The organism is Ruegeria sp. BHSC043, assembly GCF_059612985.1.
Window position 1 is genome coordinate 90,343 of record NZ_JBXWRS010000006.1, and the last position, 19,500, is coordinate 109,842.

At 60.9% G+C, this 19,500-nt stretch carries 18 protein-coding genes; 6 read left to right on the forward strand and 12 right to left on the reverse strand.

Features of this window, described 5'->3' with window-relative positions; translation table 11 throughout:
* Nucleotides 1-37: 37 nt before the first annotated feature.
* The 4 genes from AC2FMM_RS11480 to iscR are packed head-to-tail and all read right to left on the reverse strand — an operon-like array spanning nucleotide 38 to nucleotide 3,327.
* On the reverse strand, nucleotides 38-235 hold the full coding sequence (locus AC2FMM_RS11480) for a hypothetical protein (RefSeq protein ID WP_496742293.1): 198 nt from the start codon (nucleotides 233-235) through the stop codon (nucleotides 38-40).
* Nucleotides 235-1,755 carry a Fe-S cluster assembly protein SufB gene (gene sufB, locus AC2FMM_RS11485; RefSeq protein WP_496678328.1) on the reverse strand — a complete coding sequence of 507 codons (1,521 nt, stop codon included), beginning with the start codon at nucleotides 1,753-1,755 and terminating at the stop codon, nucleotides 235-237. Before sufB ends, AC2FMM_RS11480 begins: the two co-directional genes overlap by 1 nt.
* 18 nt (nucleotides 1,756-1,773) lie before the next feature.
* Complete coding sequence (locus AC2FMM_RS11490; protein ID WP_496796616.1) at nucleotides 1,774-2,817, reverse strand: cysteine desulfurase family protein; 1,044 nt, start codon at nucleotides 2,815-2,817, stop codon at nucleotides 1,774-1,776.
* A gap of 51 nt (nucleotides 2,818-2,868) precedes the next feature.
* Nucleotides 2,869-3,327 (reverse strand): Fe-S cluster assembly transcriptional regulator IscR, encoded by a 459-nt coding sequence (iscR, locus tag AC2FMM_RS11495; protein ID WP_496689335.1) that lies wholly within the window; start codon nucleotides 3,325-3,327, stop codon nucleotides 2,869-2,871.
* A 179-nt stretch (nucleotides 3,328-3,506) separates the two neighbouring features.
* Between iscR and AC2FMM_RS11500 the strand changes: the two genes are divergently transcribed.
* From AC2FMM_RS11500 to typA, 4 genes are all read left to right on the forward strand, one after another.
* Nucleotides 3,507-4,160, forward strand: a complete 654-nt coding sequence (locus AC2FMM_RS11500) for an alpha/beta hydrolase (RefSeq protein WP_490360388.1) — start codon at nucleotides 3,507-3,509, stop codon at nucleotides 4,158-4,160.
* Nucleotides 4,160-4,405 (forward strand): hypothetical protein, encoded by a 246-nt coding sequence (locus tag AC2FMM_RS11505; RefSeq protein WP_490360389.1) that lies wholly within the window; start codon nucleotides 4,160-4,162, stop codon nucleotides 4,403-4,405. Before AC2FMM_RS11500 ends, AC2FMM_RS11505 begins: the two co-directional genes overlap by 1 nt.
* Before the next feature lie 349 nt (nucleotides 4,406-4,754).
* Nucleotides 4,755-5,090, forward strand: a complete 336-nt coding sequence (locus tag AC2FMM_RS11510; RefSeq protein WP_496678323.1) for a DMT family transporter — start codon at nucleotides 4,755-4,757, stop codon at nucleotides 5,088-5,090.
* Nucleotides 5,091-5,164: 74 nt separating this feature from the next.
* Entirely contained in the window at nucleotides 5,165-6,982 is a 1,818-nt protein-coding gene (typA, locus tag AC2FMM_RS11515) for a translational GTPase TypA (protein WP_496796617.1), read from the forward strand.
* A gap of 49 nt (nucleotides 6,983-7,031) precedes the next feature.
* Here the strand turns inward: typA and AC2FMM_RS11520 are convergent, their stop codons facing one another.
* Nucleotides 7,032-7,286 (reverse strand): hypothetical protein, encoded by a 255-nt coding sequence (locus AC2FMM_RS11520; RefSeq protein ID WP_496712061.1) that lies wholly within the window; start codon nucleotides 7,284-7,286, stop codon nucleotides 7,032-7,034.
* Between AC2FMM_RS11520 and AC2FMM_RS11525 the strand changes: the two genes are divergently transcribed.
* The gene (locus AC2FMM_RS11525) at nucleotides 7,285-8,139 is read left to right on the forward strand and encodes a hypothetical protein (protein WP_496796618.1); all 855 of its coding nucleotides are present in this window, start codon (nucleotides 7,285-7,287) and stop codon (nucleotides 8,137-8,139) included. The genes AC2FMM_RS11520 and AC2FMM_RS11525 overlap by 2 nt on opposite strands.
* 83 nt (nucleotides 8,140-8,222) lie before the next feature.
* On the opposite strand, the gene AC2FMM_RS11530 is transcribed toward AC2FMM_RS11525, so the two are convergent.
* From AC2FMM_RS11530 to recA, 4 genes are all read right to left on the reverse strand, one after another.
* On the reverse strand, nucleotides 8,223-8,849 hold the full coding sequence (locus tag AC2FMM_RS11530; protein WP_496678317.1) for a transglutaminase-like cysteine peptidase: 627 nt from the start codon (nucleotides 8,847-8,849) through the stop codon (nucleotides 8,223-8,225).
* 346 nt (nucleotides 8,850-9,195) lie between these two features.
* The gene (locus AC2FMM_RS11535) at nucleotides 9,196-9,483 is read right to left on the reverse strand and encodes a DUF1330 domain-containing protein (RefSeq protein WP_490360396.1); all 288 of its coding nucleotides are present in this window, start codon (nucleotides 9,481-9,483) and stop codon (nucleotides 9,196-9,198) included.
* 1 nt (nucleotide 9,484) lies between these two features.
* Complete coding sequence (alaS, locus tag AC2FMM_RS11540) at nucleotides 9,485-12,157, reverse strand: alanine--tRNA ligase (RefSeq protein ID WP_496796619.1); 2,673 nt, start codon at nucleotides 12,155-12,157, stop codon at nucleotides 9,485-9,487.
* A 136-nt stretch (nucleotides 12,158-12,293) separates the two neighbouring features.
* Nucleotides 12,294-13,358: a recombinase RecA gene (gene recA / locus AC2FMM_RS11545; protein ID WP_496678314.1), complete on the reverse strand. Its 1,065-nt coding sequence runs from the start codon at nucleotides 13,356-13,358 to the stop codon at nucleotides 12,294-12,296.
* Between the two features lie 304 nt (nucleotides 13,359-13,662).
* On the opposite strand from recA, the gene AC2FMM_RS11550 reads away from it, so the two are divergent.
* Entirely contained in the window at nucleotides 13,663-14,256 is a 594-nt protein-coding gene (locus tag AC2FMM_RS11550) for a gamma-glutamyl kinase (protein ID WP_496796620.1), read from the forward strand.
* Between the two features lies 1 nt (nucleotide 14,257).
* Here the strand turns inward: AC2FMM_RS11550 and AC2FMM_RS11555 are convergent, their stop codons facing one another.
* The 3 genes from AC2FMM_RS11555 to guaB form a co-directional block, all read right to left on the reverse strand.
* Nucleotides 14,258-16,441 carry a hybrid sensor histidine kinase/response regulator gene (locus AC2FMM_RS11555; RefSeq protein WP_496796621.1) on the reverse strand — a complete coding sequence of 728 codons (2,184 nt, stop codon included), beginning with the start codon at nucleotides 16,439-16,441 and terminating at the stop codon, nucleotides 14,258-14,260.
* 220 nt (nucleotides 16,442-16,661) lie between these two features.
* Nucleotides 16,662-17,819 carry an RsmB/NOP family class I SAM-dependent RNA methyltransferase gene (locus AC2FMM_RS11560; protein WP_496796622.1) on the reverse strand — a complete coding sequence of 386 codons (1,158 nt, stop codon included), beginning with the start codon at nucleotides 17,817-17,819 and terminating at the stop codon, nucleotides 16,662-16,664.
* A 33-nt stretch (nucleotides 17,820-17,852) separates the two neighbouring features.
* Nucleotides 17,853-19,301, reverse strand: a complete 1,449-nt coding sequence (guaB, locus tag AC2FMM_RS11565) for an IMP dehydrogenase (RefSeq protein ID WP_496678306.1) — start codon at nucleotides 19,299-19,301, stop codon at nucleotides 17,853-17,855.
* Between the last annotated feature and the right edge of the window lie 199 nt (nucleotides 19,302-19,500).

The following is a 19,500-nucleotide window of genomic DNA, read 5'->3' on the forward strand; positions in this document are numbered from 1 at the left end:
TTGCGTATCGTAGGGACGCGCCGGCCCCAATCTGTTCCTATCCCGGCACTCTGCGCAGCAACCGCGCCGCGATCCATCCCAGGACCGCCCCGCCGCCGATCGCCCAGACCGGGTTGATGAAATCGGTGTAGTTGACGTTGACATAGGTCGCGCCCAGCAAGCCGCCCAGAACCGGCAGCGCATAAGACGCTGCGGTCAGGACATCACACCTGCGGTTGCGCAGCGAGCGGGCCATCAGCCGACCGAGCCTTCCAGCGAGATCGCGACAAGCTGCTGGGCCTCCATGGCAAACTCCATCGGCAGCGCCTGCAGCACGTCCTTGCAGAACCCGTTGACCACCAGCGCCACGGCCTCTTCCTCGTCCATGCCGCGCTGACGGCAATAGAACAGCTGATCCTCATCGACCTTCGAGGTGGTGGCCTCGTGCTCGACCCGGCTGCTGTTGTTCTTGACCTCGATATACGGAACGGTGTGCGCCCCGCATTTATCGCCGATCAGCAGGCTGTCGCACTGCGTATAGTTCCGGCTGTTCTTGGCCTTGGGGTGCATCGACACCAGCCCGCGATAGGTGTTCTGGGCCTTGCCAGCGCTGATGCCCTTGGACACGATGCGCGACTTGGTGTTCTTACCCAGATGGATCATCTTGGTGCCGGTATCGGCCTGCTGGTAGTTGTTGGTGATGGCGATCGAGTAGAATTCGCCCTGGCTGTCATCGCCGCGCAGGATGCAGGACGGGTATTTCCAGGTCACGGCGCTGCCGGTCTCGACTTGGGTCCACATCACCTTGGACCGGTCGCCCCGACAATCGGCGCGCTTGGTCACGAAGTTGTAGATGCCGCCTTTGCCGTTCTCATCGCCCGGGAACCAGTTCTGGACGGTCGAATATTTAACCTCGGCGTCTTCTTCTACGATGATCTCGACCACCGCGGCGTGCAGCTGCGCGGTATCACGCTGCGGCGCGGTGCAGCCTTCCAGATAGGACACGTACGAGCCCTTGTCGGCGATGATCAGCGTCCGCTCGAACTGGCCGGTGTTTTCGGCGTTGATGCGGAAATAGGTGCTCAGCTCCATCGGGCAGCGCACGCCGGGCGGCACATAGACGAACGACCCATCCGAGAACACGGCCGAGTTCAGCGTGGCGTAGAAATTGTCCGACACCGGAACCACCGAGCCCAGGTATTTTTTGACCAGTTCGGGGTGTTCTTTGATCGCCTCAGAGATCGAGCAGAAAATGACGCCGGCCTTCTTTAGCTCGGCCTGGAACGTCGTGCCAACCGAAACCGAGTCGAACACCGCATCCACGGCGACCTTGCGGCCCTCGGCCGGGGCATCTTCGGCTCCTTCGACGCCTGCCAAAATCATCTGCTCTTTCAGAGGGATACCTAGCTTCTCGTAAGTAGCCAGCAGTTTGGGGTCGACCTCGTCCAGCGACTTGGGCTTGGTCTCCATCGATTTGGGCCGCGCATAGTAATACTGGTCCTGGAAGTCGATTTCAGGATAATGGACCATGGCCCATTTGGGCTCTTCCATCTGGGTCCAGCGCTCGAAGGCCTTCAGACGCCATTCGGTCATCCACTCGGGCTCTTCGTTCTTTTCCGAGATCAGTTTGACGATATCGGGGTTCACGCCCTTGGGCGCATACTCCATCTCGATATCCGTATCCCACCCATATTTATAGGTTCCGACCTCGCGCACCGCGTCAACGGTTTCCTGATCGACACCTTCTTTTACTTGGGTCTGGTCCAAAGCGGCCATGTTCCACCCTCCGTCAGATCACGCGGCCCGCGCGCGATGCTTTTTCTCTTTTTCCAGCCACGTTTCGGCGAAACGCAGCACGTCTTCTTCACTCGTCTCGGGGCCCAGCGAAACGCGTACCGCGCTGGCCGCCGTGGCCTCGTCATATCCCATCGCAGTCAGTACCGCGCTTGCCCTTACCTTACCGCTGGAGCAGGCCGACCCGGCGCTGATCGCAAAGCCCGACAGATCCATCTGCATCACCTGCGTTTCGCCCTTCCAGCCGGGCGTCGCAAAGCACAGGGTGTTGGGCAACCGACCCTGATCTTTCCCGACAAAAATAGTAGATTTAGAACCAGCCTCAAGAGCCTTTTCTAGAATATTTCTAAGTTCTGCAACCTTTTCCCAAACTCCGTTTGCCAGATCCCGCGCCGCCGCTTCAGCCGCAGCGCCGAACCCCGCGATTCCAATGACATTTTCCGTCCCCGACCGGCGCCCCATTTCCTGGCCACCGCCCTTGATCCGGGCCTCCAAATCGGTGCCGCGTTTCATGACCACGGCACCAACGCCCTTTGGCCCGCCCAGTTTGTGCGCCGAGACCAACGCCATCTGCACATCCAGCCAGTTGAAGGCGATGGGCAGTTTCCCAAACGCCTGCGTTGCATCGGTGACGGCCAGACCCTTGGGCAAGGCCTGAATGATACCGGTTTCGGAATTCGCGAGTTGCAAGGTGGAACGGGCCGGGTCGGCCACGTTGACGGCGCCTTTACTCGACACCGGCAAATCTTCTACGATCCAGGCCCTTACGGCATCATGTTCGATCGCCGCGCCGTGCAGGTCGCGGCCTTCCAAGGCCAGCGCCGCCCCCTCGGTCGACCCAGATGTGAACACGATATCGGCCCCATCAGCCCCAATGGCCGCCGCCACCTGCGCACGCGCCTTTTCGATGATCGCCTTGGCCGCACGCCCCTCGGCATGGACCGAGGACGGGTTCCCGCAGACCTCCATCGCCGCGATCATCGCGTCGCGCGACTCGGGGCGCAGCGGGGTCGTGGCATTGTGATCTAGGTAAACACGTTTCATGGAGTCACCTTTTCCGGCAGGCGTTCAGGTTGCATCGCCTGTCTCATCCGATCAATCATCCACAACAGAAAACAGGCTAGGCACGGCCGGACAAGGCGCCAGTTCGTTCTCGATGACATCCGACAGCCGGGTCTGGTGCAGAAAAACGTAGACATGGGCGCTCAGGCTTTCCCAAAGGCGGTTGGTCAACGACTGCGCCCGGCTGCCGGAAGACGCCCCAGACGCCCCAGCGCCCTTGTGCATGGCGTCCACGGTCTCATCGACGGCCGACAGAATCTCGACTACGCGAATTTCAGATGCTGGCCGCGCCAGACGATAGCCGCCGCCCGGCCCGCGCACCGATGCGACCAGATCGGCGCGGCGCAGTTTGACGAACAACTGTTCCAGATAAGGAAGCGAGATGTCCTGACGCTCGGAAATCTCACCCAGCGTCACCAGGGTGTCGGCGGGCTGAAGCGCGATGTCGGCCAGCGCAACCATCGCATAACGACCTTTGGTGGACAGCTTCATTTCCTCGATCCTTCCGGCGTGAACCGCGTGAAAACATTGACGTCGCCGCAGTCAATGCGTATCTCCGTCGGACAGCGTGTTCACGCTGCGATACTCAATTAGAACCGTTCTAAGGTGCCTGACGATAACCGTCAAGTATATCGCGGCGCCCGCGAGAAAAAGACAGGACAACCGCACACATGCCCGAGGTGATTTTTCCCGGACCTGAAGGCCGCCTGGAAGGCCGCTACCACCCGCAGAAGGAAAAAGACGCACCGATCGCCATCGTGCTGCACCCGCATCCCCAGTTCGGCGGGACCATGAACAACAAGGTCGTCTACAACCTGCATTACGCGTTTTACAACATGGGCTTCACGGTCCTGCGCTTCAATTTCCGGGGCGTCGGCCGCAGCCAGGGCGAGTATGATCAGGGCGTAGGCGAGCTCAGCGATGCCGCGGCGGCGCTGGACTATCTGCAGTCGATGAACAACAACTCGAAACACTGCTGGGTCGCAGGCTTTTCCTTTGGGGCCTGGATCGGCATGCAACTGCTGATGCGCCGGCCCGAGATCACCGGCTTCATCAGCGTCTCACCGCCGGCCAACATGTATGATTTTTCTTTCCTCGCGCCCTGCCCCTCGTCGGGCCTGATTATCAACGGCACCGCTGATCGTGTGGCGCCGCCTGCGGATACCACCGCGCTGGTCAACAAGCTGCATGAGCAGAAAGGCATCACCATCACCCATACCGAGGTGGAAGGCGCCGACCATTTCTTCCAGGGCGAACACATGGATACGTTGATCACCAACGTCACCGACTATGTGAAACGTCGCCTGACCGAGAACACGCGCTGATGTCGGATACCATCACCACCTTGGCCGCCAAACTGGCCGAGGACACCATGAAGGTCATGGACGAGACAGGCCATGACCGATTCTATGTCGAGGTTGGCGAAGTGCTGGGCGCGGCCTCGCAATCGCTGGAAGAGGCCTTCCTGACCGAGATCCGCGTGCGCCTGGCCGAGCGCAAGGCCCGTCAGTTCGTCATCCGCAAGCTGTCGGAACATCGCGCCAAATTGAAGGCCATCGAAAAGAAATAAGCCGCAAAAAAAGGAGCCCTCGGGCTCCTTTTTCATGGTCGCATCGCGATCAAATCTCAGTTTTGCTTGACCTCTCAGCCAAATAGGCTGCGTCGGTTTCGACGGACCCCCCGTCAGCAAGCCACCCACTCGCCGCAATGAGTGCCGAAGCACAAAGGACGAACTTGACAAAAGTCGTCATCTGAAAAACTCGTAACAAAAACACCAATAACTATCACTACGATACATCAACTCACCGTTTGTCATAGTCTGGATTACCTGACCTCTGCGTCAACCCACGTCCCGGCCCTTGCCAGATCCGTTCCGGTTGTGGTCAACCTTCGCAAACTTCGAAACAAGGTGCCGCCTCATGCCCAAAGCCTATCTGATCCTTCTGCTGGCCGTCGTCGCTGAAACCATCGGAACCACGGCCCTACAGGCCAGCCAGCAATTCACGCGGTTTTGGCCTTCGGTTCTGGTCGTGGTCGGCTATGGTGTCGCCTTCTACCTGATGGCTCTGACCTTAAAGGTGATGCCCGTTGGCATCGTTTATGCCATCTGGTCCGGGCTGGGCATCACGTTAATCGCCCTGATCGGATTCCTCGTTTTCGGACAGCGGCTGGATTGGCCTGCGGTGCTGGGGCTGGCGATGATTCTGGGCGGAATCCTCGTCATTCATCTGTTTTCGCACACGGCGGTGCATTGATCTCGCGTTAGGGCTGGTAACTTGTGGCGTCCCGCGTTATGCGCGCGGCAACTTCCCGTTCAAAGGCTGACTTCATGGACCTGCGCAACATCGCAATCATCGCCCACGTGGACCACGGCAAAACGACCCTGGTGGACGAACTTCTTAAACAATCCGGCGCGTTCCGCGAGAACCAGGCCGTGGCCGAACGCGCCATGGACAGCAATGATCTTGAACGCGAACGCGGCATCACCATTCTAGCCAAGGCCACCAGCGTCGAATGGAAGGGCACGCGCATCAACATCGTCGACACCCCCGGCCACGCCGATTTCGGCGGCGAGGTCGAACGCATTCTCAGCATGGTCGATGGCGTCGTGCTGCTGGTCGATGCCGCCGAAGGCCCTATGCCCCAAACCAAGTTCGTGACCTCGAAGGCGCTGGTGCTGGGGCTGCGCCCGATCGTGGTGCTGAACAAGGTCGACAAGCCCGATGCCGAGCCCGACCGCGCGCTGGACGAGTGCTTTGACCTGTTCGCCAACCTCGGCGCCGACGATGACCAACTGGATTTCCCGGCCATGTACGCCTCGGGGCGGTCGGGCTGGGCCGACATGGAACTGGACGGACCGCGCAAGGATCTGTCGGCGCTGTTCGACCTGATCGTCGATCACGTTCCCGCCCCCAAGCAAATCGCGCGCAAGGATGAACCCTTCCGCATGCTGGCAACGACCTTGGGCAGCGACCCGTTCATCGGCCGCATCCTGACCGGCCGTGTCGAAAGCGGCACGCTCAAGGCGGGCGATGCGCTCAAAGCGCTCAGCCGCGACGGCACCCTGATCGAGAATTTCCGCGCCACCAAGATCCTGGCCTTCCGCGGTCTCAGCCAGCAACCGATCGACGTGGCCGAAGCGGGCGACATCGTGACCATCGCGGGCATGAGCAAGGCCACCGTGGCGGATTCGCTGGTGGCGCCCCAGGTTGACGAGGCCTTGCCCGCCCAGCCGATCGATCCGCCCACCATCACCGTCACCTTCGGCATCAACGACTCGCCGCTGGCGGGGCGTGACGGCAAGAAGGTCCAGTCGCGCGTCATCCGCGACCGCCTGATGAAAGAGGCCGAATCCAACGTGGCCATCCGCGTTACCGACACTCCGGGCGGCGAAGCCTTCGAGGTCGCGGGCCGTGGCGAATTGCAGATGGGCGTTCTGATCGAGAACATGCGCCGTGAAGGGTTCGAACTCAGCATCTCGCGCCCACAGGTTCTGTTCCGCGAGGAAAATGGCCAGCGGCTGGAACCGATCGAGGAAGTCACCATCGACGTGGATGACGAATATTCGGGCGCCGTGATCGAAAAGATCACCGGCGCGCGCAAGGGCGAACTGGTCGAGATGCGCCCCGCCGGTGCCGGCAAGACCCGCATCATCGCGCATGTCCCGTCGCGTGGGCTGATCGGCTATCACGGCGAGTTTCTGACCGACACCCGCGGCACCGGTGTTTTGAACCGCGTGTTCCACGGCTGGGCGCCGCACAAGGGCCCGATCCCCGGCCGCCGGGCCGGCGTTCTGATCTCGATGGAGAATGGCCAAGCCGTCGCCTATGCGCTGTGGAACCTCGAGGAGCGCGGCCGCATGTTCATCGGCCCGCAATCTAATGTGTATCAAGGCATGATCATCGGTGAGCATTCGCGGGACAACGACCTCGAAGTGAACCCGCTCAAGGGCAAGAAGCTGACGAACGTGCGCGCCAGCGGATCGGACGACGCGGTTCGGCTGACCCCGCATGTCCAGTTCTCGCTGGAGGAGGCCATCGCTTATATCGATGACGATGAACTGGTCGAAGTGACCCCGAACGCGATCCGCCTTCGCAAACGATTCCTCGACCCCCACGAACGGAAGCGGATGGCCAAATCCGCCTGATCCGAACGGCAAACCGACCTTACTCGGAAGCAATGACGTCAGCTTGACGTCATTGTTTCCGCTCTGATTTCGTTGGGAAAAACGAAAAAGACACGCTTTCTCCAACGGCCATTTGTTTCAACTGTACTTTTTCGGGAACACGGTCTGAATACTCTCCCGTCAGCCTGGCCAGAACCTTGCGATTGTGGCGCATCGGGGGTGTAATCATGGCGTGAATGTGGCGCCGATTCTGTATGCTCTGCCAAGCCGTGGCATCGCAGTTGGCGTGTTTTTTTGAGTAACCAGTGCCGAGGAGCTTGGTCATGGTAGTATTTTCCCGCGTTTTCATTGTTTTTTCACTTTTTTTCACGTCCGGGATTTCGGCCGGAACTGAGGCAAGCGCGGCGTGTACCGTGAAAACAGCTCGTCAATCAGGGGCGTCCGCTCAAGTACTGTGTGAATGCGATCAAGTCACAAGAAGTATGCTGAGATACATCCAGCGCCGCGCGGACTTTGAACAAATTCTGACGAGGCTAGGAGCCGAATGTCCGCAACTTGCCGTGCTTTTAACCGATATACCGACAGCCTCGATCGGCTTTCAACAACAGAAAAGTGGCGACGGACCGTCCGAACCTGAAACTGGCAGCTCTGGCGCGCAGGGGGCAAGCACGACCGTTGGCAATGGTGGCATCACCGGCGGTGACGATGGGGGCAATACCGACGGCGGCGATGGGGGCAATACCGACGGCGACGGTGGAGGCAATACCGACGGCGACGGTGGGGGCAATACCGACGGCCGCGATGGGGGTAATACCGGCGGCGATGGGGGCAATACCGACGGCGACGGTGGGGGTAATACCGACGGCGACGGTGGGAGCAATACCGGCGGCGGCGATGGGGGCAATACCGACGGCGGCGATGGGGGCAATACCGGCGGTGACGATGGAGGTTGCACCTGTTCAGGGCCCCCGGACGCCGACGACGACAAGCCAGATCGCGACGGAAAAGGCAAGAAAAGCGGAAAAGGTACAAAGGGCGACAAGGGTGGAAATGGAAAAAATAGTGGAAACAAGTCCGGCGATGGTCGCAAGGGAAGCACGGGCAACAATGGTGGTGGCAATGGGCCCGAGGGAAGCAGCCCAGGCAAAGGCCACAATGCTAATAACGACGAGAGCTGACGGGGCTTGAACTCGGATGCAGGGCTTCAATTTGAGGCCCTGCATTCAACCATTTCGTCAATCGATTCGCGCCAGACGCAAATTCAGCTGCGCCGAAAAACCCCGACCCAACGATGGGGTTGATTGGGATCTTGCATGCGCAGGAATAGGTACCTGGTCGATGCCCACGGCTTGATCTGGTTGGTTTGATTGTCCAGAATCATATCGCCGCGCGGCGACCGATAGACCAAAACCGCATGGCCCCGGCGTCTCGTGTCCAGTACGGTCGCGATAAGAAGCCGCTTGGGATCAACGCCAGCTTCGATCAGGTTTCTCTTTTTCAGCAGAACGAAGTCTTCGCAGTCCCCACCCAACTTTGTCGGCAGCGCCCATTTTTCCTGCAGCCGGTATTGTGACTGGTCAGAAACCTCCCTGGTCGAGGCGTTCACGTGGCGATTGATCTGCTTCACGACCAATAACTCTCGGTGACCATCAATCGTTCGGCTGGATCCTTCCGAGCATGCCCAACTGTATCGTTGGCAGAGTTGAGACGCGCCCGATGGCGGCTGAGCAGGGGTCGCCCCGGTAATGAAAGCGCTGTCAGCCAAGGCTGCGGAACTGAACGCCGCCATGGCAACAGCCGCCAAAATACCCAATGCGCGACACCGACCAGCCGCCACTACAGGTCCGGATCGCAATTTCAGTGCAGAAGATTGGGTCGCCTTCTTCATCTCAACCTCCGGATCTTGACAGCACACTGGTCACCGGATGAAAATCTAGGTGTCTGCAATCAACTAAGTGTCATGCAAATACCCAAACACGGCAACCTTCCGCCAAATTCGGGTCGAAAAACGGCGAAAATCCGTCTGTCAATCAGGCAATTTGGGATCAAGACGATGGCAGAAATGGGCACCAAGAGGCCGGCAGGCCGTTTATCGCTAGGCGCGAAACGCCGGCATTTGCGGGTGGCGCAAAATCCTACTCAGCCCCACAAACCAAGTCAGTTAGCGTCGCAAGAAACAAGGTTTGCGTTGTCTGGACGTTTGAAAAGGGCGGCCCGTGCCTCGGGCCACCGGGTCATTCGGTCGTTTCGACCACGATCAACTCGCGTTCACTGGCCCCGCGCGCATGATCCAGCGCCTGCTGGTATTCCGGCGAGTTGTAGCAGGCCACCGCGTCTTCGACAGACGGGAACTTGGCCACGACATTGCGCGGCCGTTCCTTGCCCTCAAGCTGAACGTACCGCCCTGCCCGGGCGATGAAATGCCCGCCATGCTTGGCAATCGCAGGGCCTGCCAGTTCGGCATATTTTCCATATGCTTCGGCATCGGTTACCGTGACATGAGCAATCCAGAGTGCTGGCATTCTAACCTCCCAATACCAGTTCCGCCGCCTTGATGGCCGCGGCTGCATTCGACGGATCGCGTCCGCCGCCCTGAGCCATGTCGGGGCGTCCACCGCCGCCCTTGCCGCCCAGTTCCTGCACGGCCGCCCGAACCAGATCGACCGCCGAGATCTTCTGCGTCAGGTCGTTGGTCACGCCGGCCGCAACCGCGGCTTTTCCACCGCTGTCGGCAATCAACAGAACCGCGCCCGAGCCGAGTCGACTTTTATGTTCGTCGATCAAGGCCGGCAGGTCCTTGCCCGAGACCCCGCTCAGGGCCTGGGCCAGGAACTTGATGCCGTTGACGTCCTTGGCCACGGCACCGTTCGCCTGCCCCGCGCCTCCGGCCATGGCCAGTTCGCGGCGCAGCTGTGCAACCTCGTTCTGCAGGGCCTTGCGTTCGTCCAGCAGGGCCTTGACCCGACTCACCACATCCTCGGGCTGCGCCTTGAGTTCGGACGCGACCTGCACAAGACGGCGATCCTGGGTCGAGAGGTATTCGAGGGCGGCATCCCCCGTCAAAGCCTCGATCCGGCGCACGCCGGCGCTGCTGGCGCTGTCGCCCAGGATGACAAAGGTGCCGATGTCACCCGTGTGGCGCACATGGGTGCCGCCGCACAGTTCGATCGACCAGGTCTCGCCGTCATGACCTTTGCCCGTGGGCGCCTTGCCCATCGAAACCACGCGCACCTCGTCGCCGTATTTCTCGCCGAACAGCGCCTGCGCGCCCAGCTTACGGGCATCGTCCGGCGTCATGATCCGGGTTTCCACGGGCGAGTTCTGACGGATGAAGGCGTTGACCTCACGCTCGACCGTTTCGATTTCCTCTGGCGTCATCGCCTTCGTGTGGCTGAAATCGAAACGCAGACGGTCTGCGGCGTTCAGAGAACCGCGCTGCGCCACATGCGCCCCCAGCGTTTCGCGCAGGGCCTCGTGCAGCAGGTGCGTGGCCGAGTGGTTGGCCCGGATCGCGCTGCGACGGGCATGGTCGACCTCAAGTTCCACCGCCTCGCCCTTGGCAAATGGGCCACGCTCGATTGTAACCTTGTGCGCGATCACCTTGCCGTCGGCGAACTTCTTGGTGTCTTCGACCACGGCAACCTCGTCGCGGTCCTCCAGGCGCCGAATGACGCCGGTATCGCCGACCTGACCACCGGCTTCACCATAGAACGGCGTCTGGTTCGTGACGATCCAACCGCTTTCACCCGGCTCCAGCTTCTCCACCAGCGCCCCGTCGCGGATAACGGCCAAGACCTGGCCCTCGGCTTTCTCGGTCTCGTAGCCCAGGAAATCGGTCGCACCGGCGGCGTCCAGAACGTCGAACCACACGGCCTGATCGGCGGCTTCCCCCGATCCCGCCCAGGCGGCCCGAGCCTTGGCCTTCTGTTCGGCCATCGCAGCATCGAACCCTTCGGTGTCCACGGTCCGGCCCTTCTCACGCAGGGCGTCCTGCGTCAAATCCAGCGGAAAGCCATAGGTGTCATACAGTTTGAACGCAGCCTCGCCGGGCAAGGGCGCACCGTCGGGCAGGCCCGCCACTTCGTCATCCAGCAGCTTGAGGCCGCGGTCCAGCGTCTGCTTGAACCGGGTTTCCTCCAACAGCAGCGTTTCCTCGATCAGCGCCTGCGCCCGGCCCAGCTCTGAATATTGCGCGCCCATCAGTTGCACCAGCGTGGGCACCAACCGGTGCATGACCGGATCCTTGGCGCCTAGCAGATGCGCGTGACGCATGGCCCGGCGCATGATCCGGCGCAGCACATAGCCACGCCCGTCATTCGACGGCATCACACCATCCGCAATCAGGAACGAGGTCGACCGCAGGTGGTCGGCGATCACCCGGTGATGCACGTTCTGATCGCCGTAGGGGTCGACATTGGTCACATCCGCCGACGCCTCGATCAGAGTTTTGAACAGATCCGTATCATAGTTGTCGTGGCTGCCCTGCAGCAGCGCACCGATCCGTTCCAAACCCATGCCGGTATCGATCGACTGCATGTCCAGTTCACGCATCGAGCCGTCCTCGAACTGCTCGTTCTGCATGAAGACGATGTTCCAGATCTCGATGAATCGATCGCCGTCCTCCTCGGCCGACCCCGGAGGACCGCCCCAGATGTGATCGCCGTGATCATAGAAGATCTCGGTGCAGGGGCCGCAGGGGCCGGTGGGGCCCATCTGCCAGAAATTGTCGCTGGTGGCGATGCGGATGATCCTGTCCTCGGGAACGCCGACCTTTTTCCAGATTTCGAACGCTTCGTCGTCGGTATGATAGACCGTCGTCAGCAGCCGGTTCTTGTCGATCCCGAACTCGTTGGTGATCAACTCCCAGGCGAAGGGAATCGCCGCTTCCTTGAAGTAATCCCCAAACGAGAAGTTGCCCAGCATCTCGAAGAAAGTATGGTGGCGGGCCGTGTAACCGACATTGTCCAGATCGTTGTGCTTGCCGCCGGCACGCACGCATTTCTGCGCGGTGGTAGCGCGTTTGTAGTCGCGGGTCTCGAGGCCGGTGAACAGGTTCTTGAACTGCACCATGCCGGAGTTGACGAACATCAGGGTCGGGTCGTTGCGCGGCACCAGCGGGCTCGACGCAACCACCTCGTGCCCTTGTTTAGCAAAGTAGTTCAGAAAGGTTGAGCGGATATCGTTCAGCGTGGGCATTGGGCTCTCTCAGCGCGCAGTCATGATCTGTCGCGACGGTTTAGCCGCCCGCCCGCCGATAGTCCACAGGATTGCTGCACCGCAAACGAAACAGGGCGGCCCAAAGGACCACCCTGCCTGTCTTTGACCCGGTCGATCACGCTTCGAGGATGTCGTCCTCGTCCGCCCCGGGCGGCATGTCGAACTCCAGCCCGTGCGCGGCACGGATCTTGTCTTCGATCTCCAGCGCAATCCGGCTGTTCTCGCGCAAGTACTGCTTGGCGTTTTCCCGCCCCTGCCCGATCCGTTCGTCGCCATAGCTGAACCACGAGCCCGATTTCTCGACCACGCCGGCCTTGACGCCCAGGTCCAGCAATTCGCCCATCTTGCTGATGCCTTCGCCATACATGATGTCGAATTCCACCTGCTTGAACGGCGGCGCCACCTTGTTCTTGACCACTTTCACGCGGGTCTGGTTGCCGACCACCTCGTCGCGGTCCTTGATCGCGCCGATGCGGCGGATATCCAGGCGGACTGAGCTGTAGAATTTCAGGGCGTTGCCGCCGGTCGTCGTTTCCGGGCTGCCGAACATGACGCCAATCTTCATGCGGATCTGGTTGATGAAGATCACCATGCAGTTGCTGCGGGCGATCGAGCCGGTCAGCTTGCGCATTGCCTGGCTCATCAACCGGGCCTGCACGCCCACATTGCTGTCGCCCATGTCGCCTTCCAACTCGGATTTCGGCGTCAGCGCCGCCACCGAGTCCACCACGACCATGTTGACCGCCCCGGAACGCACCAGCGTATCGGTGATTTCCAGCGCCTGTTCACCCGTATCGGGCTGCGAGATCAGAAGCTCGTCCAGATCCACCCCTAGCTTGCGGGCGTATTGCGGGTCCAGCGCATGTTCCGCATCGACGAACGCACACACACCACCGCGTTTCTGCTGTTCTGCGATGCAATGCAGGGTCAGGGTCGTCTTGCCCGAGCTTTCCGGGCCGTAAATTTCGACGATCCGACCCATCGGCAAGCCGCCGATGCCCAGGGCGATGTCCAACCCCAGAGAGCCGGTCGAACTGGCCTCGATCTCCTGTCGGGCGCCGTCGCCCAGTTTCATGATCGACCCCTTGCCGAACTGCCGCTCGATCTGGGCCAGCGCGCTGTCGAGCGCCTTTTGCTTGTCCGCGTTTTTCTTGTCGCTCATCGTCAGAAGATCCGCCATTGTCCTGTCGCCTTCCCTTTTGTCACACCCGAAACCGGGCGGCAATCGCTGCTTTGTTCGCCTCTTGTTCCTTATGAGATCAAAAAGTGAACATTTCAACCAAAACTTTCAGGATTTACTTTCAACAAAAGATGTTAACGAGACGTTTACTTGAGGCTTGGGTCGCGGCATGATCGCGCAAAGCGCTGAAAAATAACGCTTTTTTCAGCAATTCGCGCTGCGAATCCGGCCGCATCATTGACCTTGCGGACAAGCCCGGCCAAACATTGTCCCATAAACAGGTTTAGCGTTGGGCAGTAGTTTCATGCTGATATTCTTCAAAGAACGACTGGCTTTGCTGTCCGTCCCCAAGACCGGCAGCACCGCGTATTTCAAATCGCTGCGTGATCGGGCCGATATCGTGGTGTCCGGCCCTCCCGATCTTAAACACGCGCCGGTGCGCCGGTTCGACCGGTTCTTTCAGAACATTTTCTTGAAGATGTACGATACCGAAATCGAGGTCATGGCCGTTGTCCGCGAGCCTCTGGATTGGCTGGGCAGTTGGTACAGGTACCGATCGCGGCCTGAATTGCAGGGTCACGAAAAGGCGACACATGAACTCAGCTTCGACGCCTTCGTTCAAGGCTACTTGCGCACACCGCGCCCAGCCTTTGCCGACGTGGGCAGCCAATCCGAATTTTTCAGAACGCGCAGCAATGGCCGCGGTGCGACCCATATTTTTCGCTATGACAACCAGCAAGCAATCCTCGAATTCCTGCAGGACCGTTTGAAAACCGAAATCAACCTGACCCAGGAAAACGTGTCGCCAAAACGCCAGATGGACATCGCGCCGGAGACCGAGCGACGGTTTCGCAAGATCCACGCGGCCGAGTTCGACCTGTACGGTCGGGCCAGATGACTCAGCTCAGATGCTGCTGCACCGATTCGGCCAGTTGCGTCAGCGAAAACGGCTTGGGCAGAAAACTTGCGTCGGGCATTTCCGGACCGGACTCACCAAAGGCGCCCTCGGTGTATCCCGACATGAACACCACCCGCACGTCCGGCCTGTCGATGCGCGCCTTGGAGACCCAGGTCGGGCCGTCCATACCCGGCATGACCACATCGGTCACAAAGACATCGACATGCAGATCCGGGTCTTCAAGGAGTTTCAGCGCTTCCTCGGCGGAACCGGCCTCGAGCACAGTATAGCCCTTCAGACGCAAGGCGCGGGTCGCAAAGGCCCTGACCGGTGCCTCGTCTTCGACCAGCAGAACCACGCCCTCGCCGGTATGGTTGGCGCCCTGTTCCTCGGCCTTGTGTTCCGGCGGCTTTTCGGTTTCGGCCGTACTGCACACCGGCAGCAGTACGTTGAATTCAGAGCCGCGGCCTTCGACGCTGTCCACGAAGATGAACCCGCCGGTCTGCTTGACGATCCCGTAAACCGTTGACAACCCCAGCCCGGTGCCTTCGCCGGTGCGCTTCGTGGTGAAGAACGGCTCGAACACCTTGTCCAGCTTGTCCCCCGGTATACCGATTCCGCTGTCGATGACCTTGACCGAAACATATTCGCCGGGCGCGACGGTTGCCCGGTCACGTCTGAATTCTTCGGTCAACACGACGACTTCGGTCTCGATGCGGATATCGCCCCCCTCTGGCATGGCGTCACGCGCGTTGACTACGAGGTTCATCAACACCTGTTCCAACTGACGCTTGTCCGCCCGCACGGGCTTCAACACCGGGTCGTGGCTGAGGACCAGCCGGATCTTCTCGCCCACCAGTCGGTTCAAAAGGTGGATCAGGTCGGAAATGGTGTCGCGCAGGTCCAGGACTTCGGGCCGCAACGTCTGTTTGCGGGAAAACGCCAGCAACTGCCCCACAAGGGCGGCCGCGCGGTTGGCGTTCTGGTTGATTTGCACCAGGTCCGCATAGTCAGGATCACTCGCCTCGTGCCGCAGCAGCAGCAGATCGCAGTGACCTGAAATTGCGGTCAGCAGGTTGTTGAAGTCATGCGCGACGCCGCCGGCCAACTGCCCGACGGCCTGCATCTTCTGGCCCTGAACGAACTGTGCTTCCAGCGTCTTCAATTCCGTCGCATCATGCAGTACGGCCAGCAGACCGACCTCACCATCATTAACGACCCGGGACAGGGTGACCTGAACATAGATGTCCTTGTCCTTCCGACTCAGCCGCAGAAACTCGGAACATGGGGGGGCCTCGCGCTGAGCCACATCCGTCAACAATGCGGATACCGGGCGGTTCAATCCCTGCATGATCTCACCGATGTTGGTCTGGCCGACAGGAAAGTCACCCAACAGTTTCGCAGCAAGGTGATTGGCCTCGATGACATCTCCGGTCAGCGACAACCGCAACAACGGCACAGGCAAGTCGTCCACCGCCGGCGCCCATTGGGCCGGTTTGGTGTCGTCGATCTCGATCAACGCCAGGTCTCGGCCCGAGTTCGTCCGCTTAAGTTCGGTGACACAGATACGGCTCACTGCATCGTTTCCTTCGATGCGAACCATGCCAGCGCCCTTCGAAGTCCTTGCTGAAAGAACCTTCTGCAGCGCGTCGGGGACCCGGCTCAGCAGTTCTTGCGCAGGCGGATTTGCCGCAAGTACACTGTCCTTGTGCCCCAAAGTGACCACCGGAACCGACACTTGCGCCCATTGCTGGCGTCCCGATACCTTGATTCGCCACAAAAACAGGCCGTTGCCGAGATCAACGGTCAGGACCGGAATGCTGGCGCCCTTGCTCACGATGTCTTCGGCCGCCCGGCCATGGGCCACGGCCCGAGAATGCATGCGCAGCAAAATGGGCGACGGGTTGGCAAAGACGGACCGCAGACACCGATCCAGCCGGACGCCAGGACCGGCGTTGAACCGGCTTCGGGCCGCTGAATTGGCGATGACAATGGTCCCGTCGGAATCGGAGATAAAGCCAGGCGCGGGTTCCTTTTCCAGAAAGGCAGCCAGTATCGCCCTGACCTTGCTGTTCGCGCGTTCCTCAAGCAAGCCACGAAGCGACACGAAGAAAAATACCGCCAGAAAGGACCCGCCGACCGCCAGAATGCCGGGCGTCCATTCATCAGGGATTGTCGACAGCATCGGCAGCATGCATACGCCCACGGCCGCCCCCAGCAAAGACAGCATCCGCGACCAACTGGGCAATGATCTGTCGTTCAGCCTGGGTACCGCCCCAACCGTCTGAGTCATAAAATAGCCTGTTTCAATTCGCCCCGTGTGCAGTCGGGCACACGGATGGTAAATATGACGTTAACGCAAGCCTCGGCGCTAACTTCTACCTTGAGTTGTTTTCAGCCCGTGGCTATCTCGTCAAGTGAGCAGTGAAGAACCCATCGGTTCCGTGTACAACCTGCCACAATTTTCGGAACCCGCACGTCCAGTCTGGGTGTTCCGCCAGAAACCGGTCGACGCGCCGGTCATTCTCGACATCCAGCAGCGAACAGGTGGCATAGGCCAGCACACCCTGTCCGGTGACCAACGGCGCCACCTGGTCAAGAATGCCGTCCTGAATGCCGGACAGCTCGGTCAGCCGGTCCGGTGTCAAGGCCCATTTGCCGGCGGGCGCGCGGCGCCAGGACCCGCTGCCCGAACAGGGCGCGTCCACCAGCACCAGGTCGAAAGGCCCGTGTCGTGCGACCTCATGCGATGCCAGTGGTGTCACGCTTACCCCGGCCCTGCCCGCCCGCACCGGCAAATCCCGCATCCGGGCCGGGTTTGCGTCATGGGCAAACACCTGAACCCCCGTGTAGGCAGCCATCGCCAGGGCCTTGCCGCCGCCGCCTGCACAGAAATCCAGAACCCGCATGCCGGGCTTTGGGTCCAACTCGGCAACCACCGCCTGGCTGGCCGCGTCCTGAAGTTCGACTAGCCCGCGCGCATAGGCCTGGCCGTTCGATACACGACGCGCACCCGAGACGACTTCGAGCGCGGTTGCGCAGGCTGGATGCGGGACCACCTCGACACCATCGGACAGCAGCGTCGAGACGGCGGTTTCCACATCTGCCCGGGCAAGATTCACCCTCAGATGGACCGGCGCCCGCCGCTGCAAGGCGACGGCGGTGGGGCGCGCCAGATCACCGAGGGACCGCTCGAAGATCGGCCACAGCCATTCGGGGATATCATGTTCCTCGGCCACGGTGGCAAAGGCGCGTCCGACCTCGTTGTCCTGCACCGGCGCCGGTGCGTGCCGATCCCCAGAGAAAAAATCGTCCAGCTCTTCGCCCGCGGCGCGCAGCGCACCCAGCATCAACCCACGCCCGGTCATCGCTCCGCCGCGCGCCGCGTAGGACCGCATGCACCGGACTGCATCGAACACGTGGTCGCGGATGGCCGCGCGATCCTTGGACCCGGCGAAGCGGCTGCGCCGCGCCCAGCCGGTCAAAGCCTTTTCGACGGGCGCACCCGATAGGATGTCGTCAAGGATTTCGATGGCGGCCTGAACCCGCGCGGCTGGTGTCATCTGCTGATCCGTTCGGGCAACCCGTTGGCGCCTTTACATGATGCGGTAGTTGGGGCTTTCGCGGGTGATCTGCACGTCATGCACATGGCTTTCCTTCAGGCCCGCGCCGGTGATCTTTACGAACTGACAGTTGCGCCGCATCTCTTCGATCGTGGCACATCCGGTATAGCCCATGGCCGCACGCAGGCCGCCGACCAGCTGGTGCACGACGGCGCTGGCCGAGCCTTTGTAGGGCACCTGCCCCTCGATCCCTTCGGGCACCAGCTTGTCATTCGCGGCGTCCTTTTGGAAATAGCGATCAGCCGAGCCGCGCGCCATCGCGCCCAGGCTGCCCATGCCGCGATAGGACTTGAACGAACGGCCCTGATACAGGATCACTTCGCCCGGGCTTTCGTCGGTGCCCGCGATCATCGAGCCAACCATGGCGCAGGACGCCCCCGCCGCGATGGCCTTGGCGAAATCGCCCGAGAACTTGATACCACCATCGGCGATGACCGGAACGTCTCCGGCGGCCGCTGCGCAATCCATGATCGCGGTCAGTTGCGGCACGCCGACACCGGCGACCATGCGCGTGGTGCAGATCGAGCCTGGCCCGATCCCGACCTTTACCGCATCGGCACCGGCGTCGATCAGCGCCTTGGTCGCGTCTGCGGTGGCGACGTTGCCTGCGATGATCTGCACTTCGTTCGACAGGGCCTTGATCCGCTTCACCGCGTCCAGCACCCCTTGGGAATGGCCGTGCGCAGTATCGACCACGATGATGTCGACGCCCGCATCCACCAACCGCTCGGACCGTTCGAAACCGGCATCTCCAACCGACGTGGCCGCCGCGACGCGCAGCCGGCCCAGATCGTCTTTGCAGGCCGTTGGATTCAGCACCGCTTGCTCGGTATCCTTCAGCGTCAGCAGTCCGGTCAGCTTGCCGTTGGCGTCCACAACCAGCAGCTTTTCGATCCGGCGGGCCTTCATCAGGCTGATGGCTTCTTCCCGGTCGGCCGGTTCTTGCAGCATGGCCAGGTTGTCCGAGGTCATCATCGCGCGGATTGGCTGGTCGTCCGAGGTGGCAAAGCGCATGTCGCGATTGGTTACGATGCCGACGACGCGGCCTTCGTCATCCACCACCGGGAACCCGGTGAAGTTGTAGCGCTCGACCAAGGCCTTGGCATCGGCCAGCGTCTGATTGGCGCGCAGGGTGACGGGATTGTAGACAATGCCGGATTCGAAACGCTTGACCCGGCGCACCTCGCGGGCCTGTTCTTCGACCGTCAAGTTTTTGTGGATCACCCCGATGCCGCCGGCCTGTGCCATCGCGATGGCCATGCGCGCCTCGGTCACAGTGTCCATGGCCGAGCTGAGCAGCGGTATGTTCATGGTGATCGCGCGCGTCACGCGCGTGGACGTGTCTGCCGTTGCCGGCAGCACCGACGAGGCCGCCGGAACCAAAAGAACGTCATCAAAGGTGAGTGCCTCACGAATCTGCATCTGCTAACCCCATGCAAAACCCCGTTTGGCGGTGACCCTATTGCATGGTTTCGACAAAAGGAAAAGCCCCTGCCCCAACTTGTTCGCCCACAAACCGCCGCGATGGCGCGGAAAACGACGCAAGCCGTGCAAAACCTGCCGCGGATTGGCCTTTCCCTTTGCCTCGAAACCCATATCTTGCCGCCATACGCGCGAACAC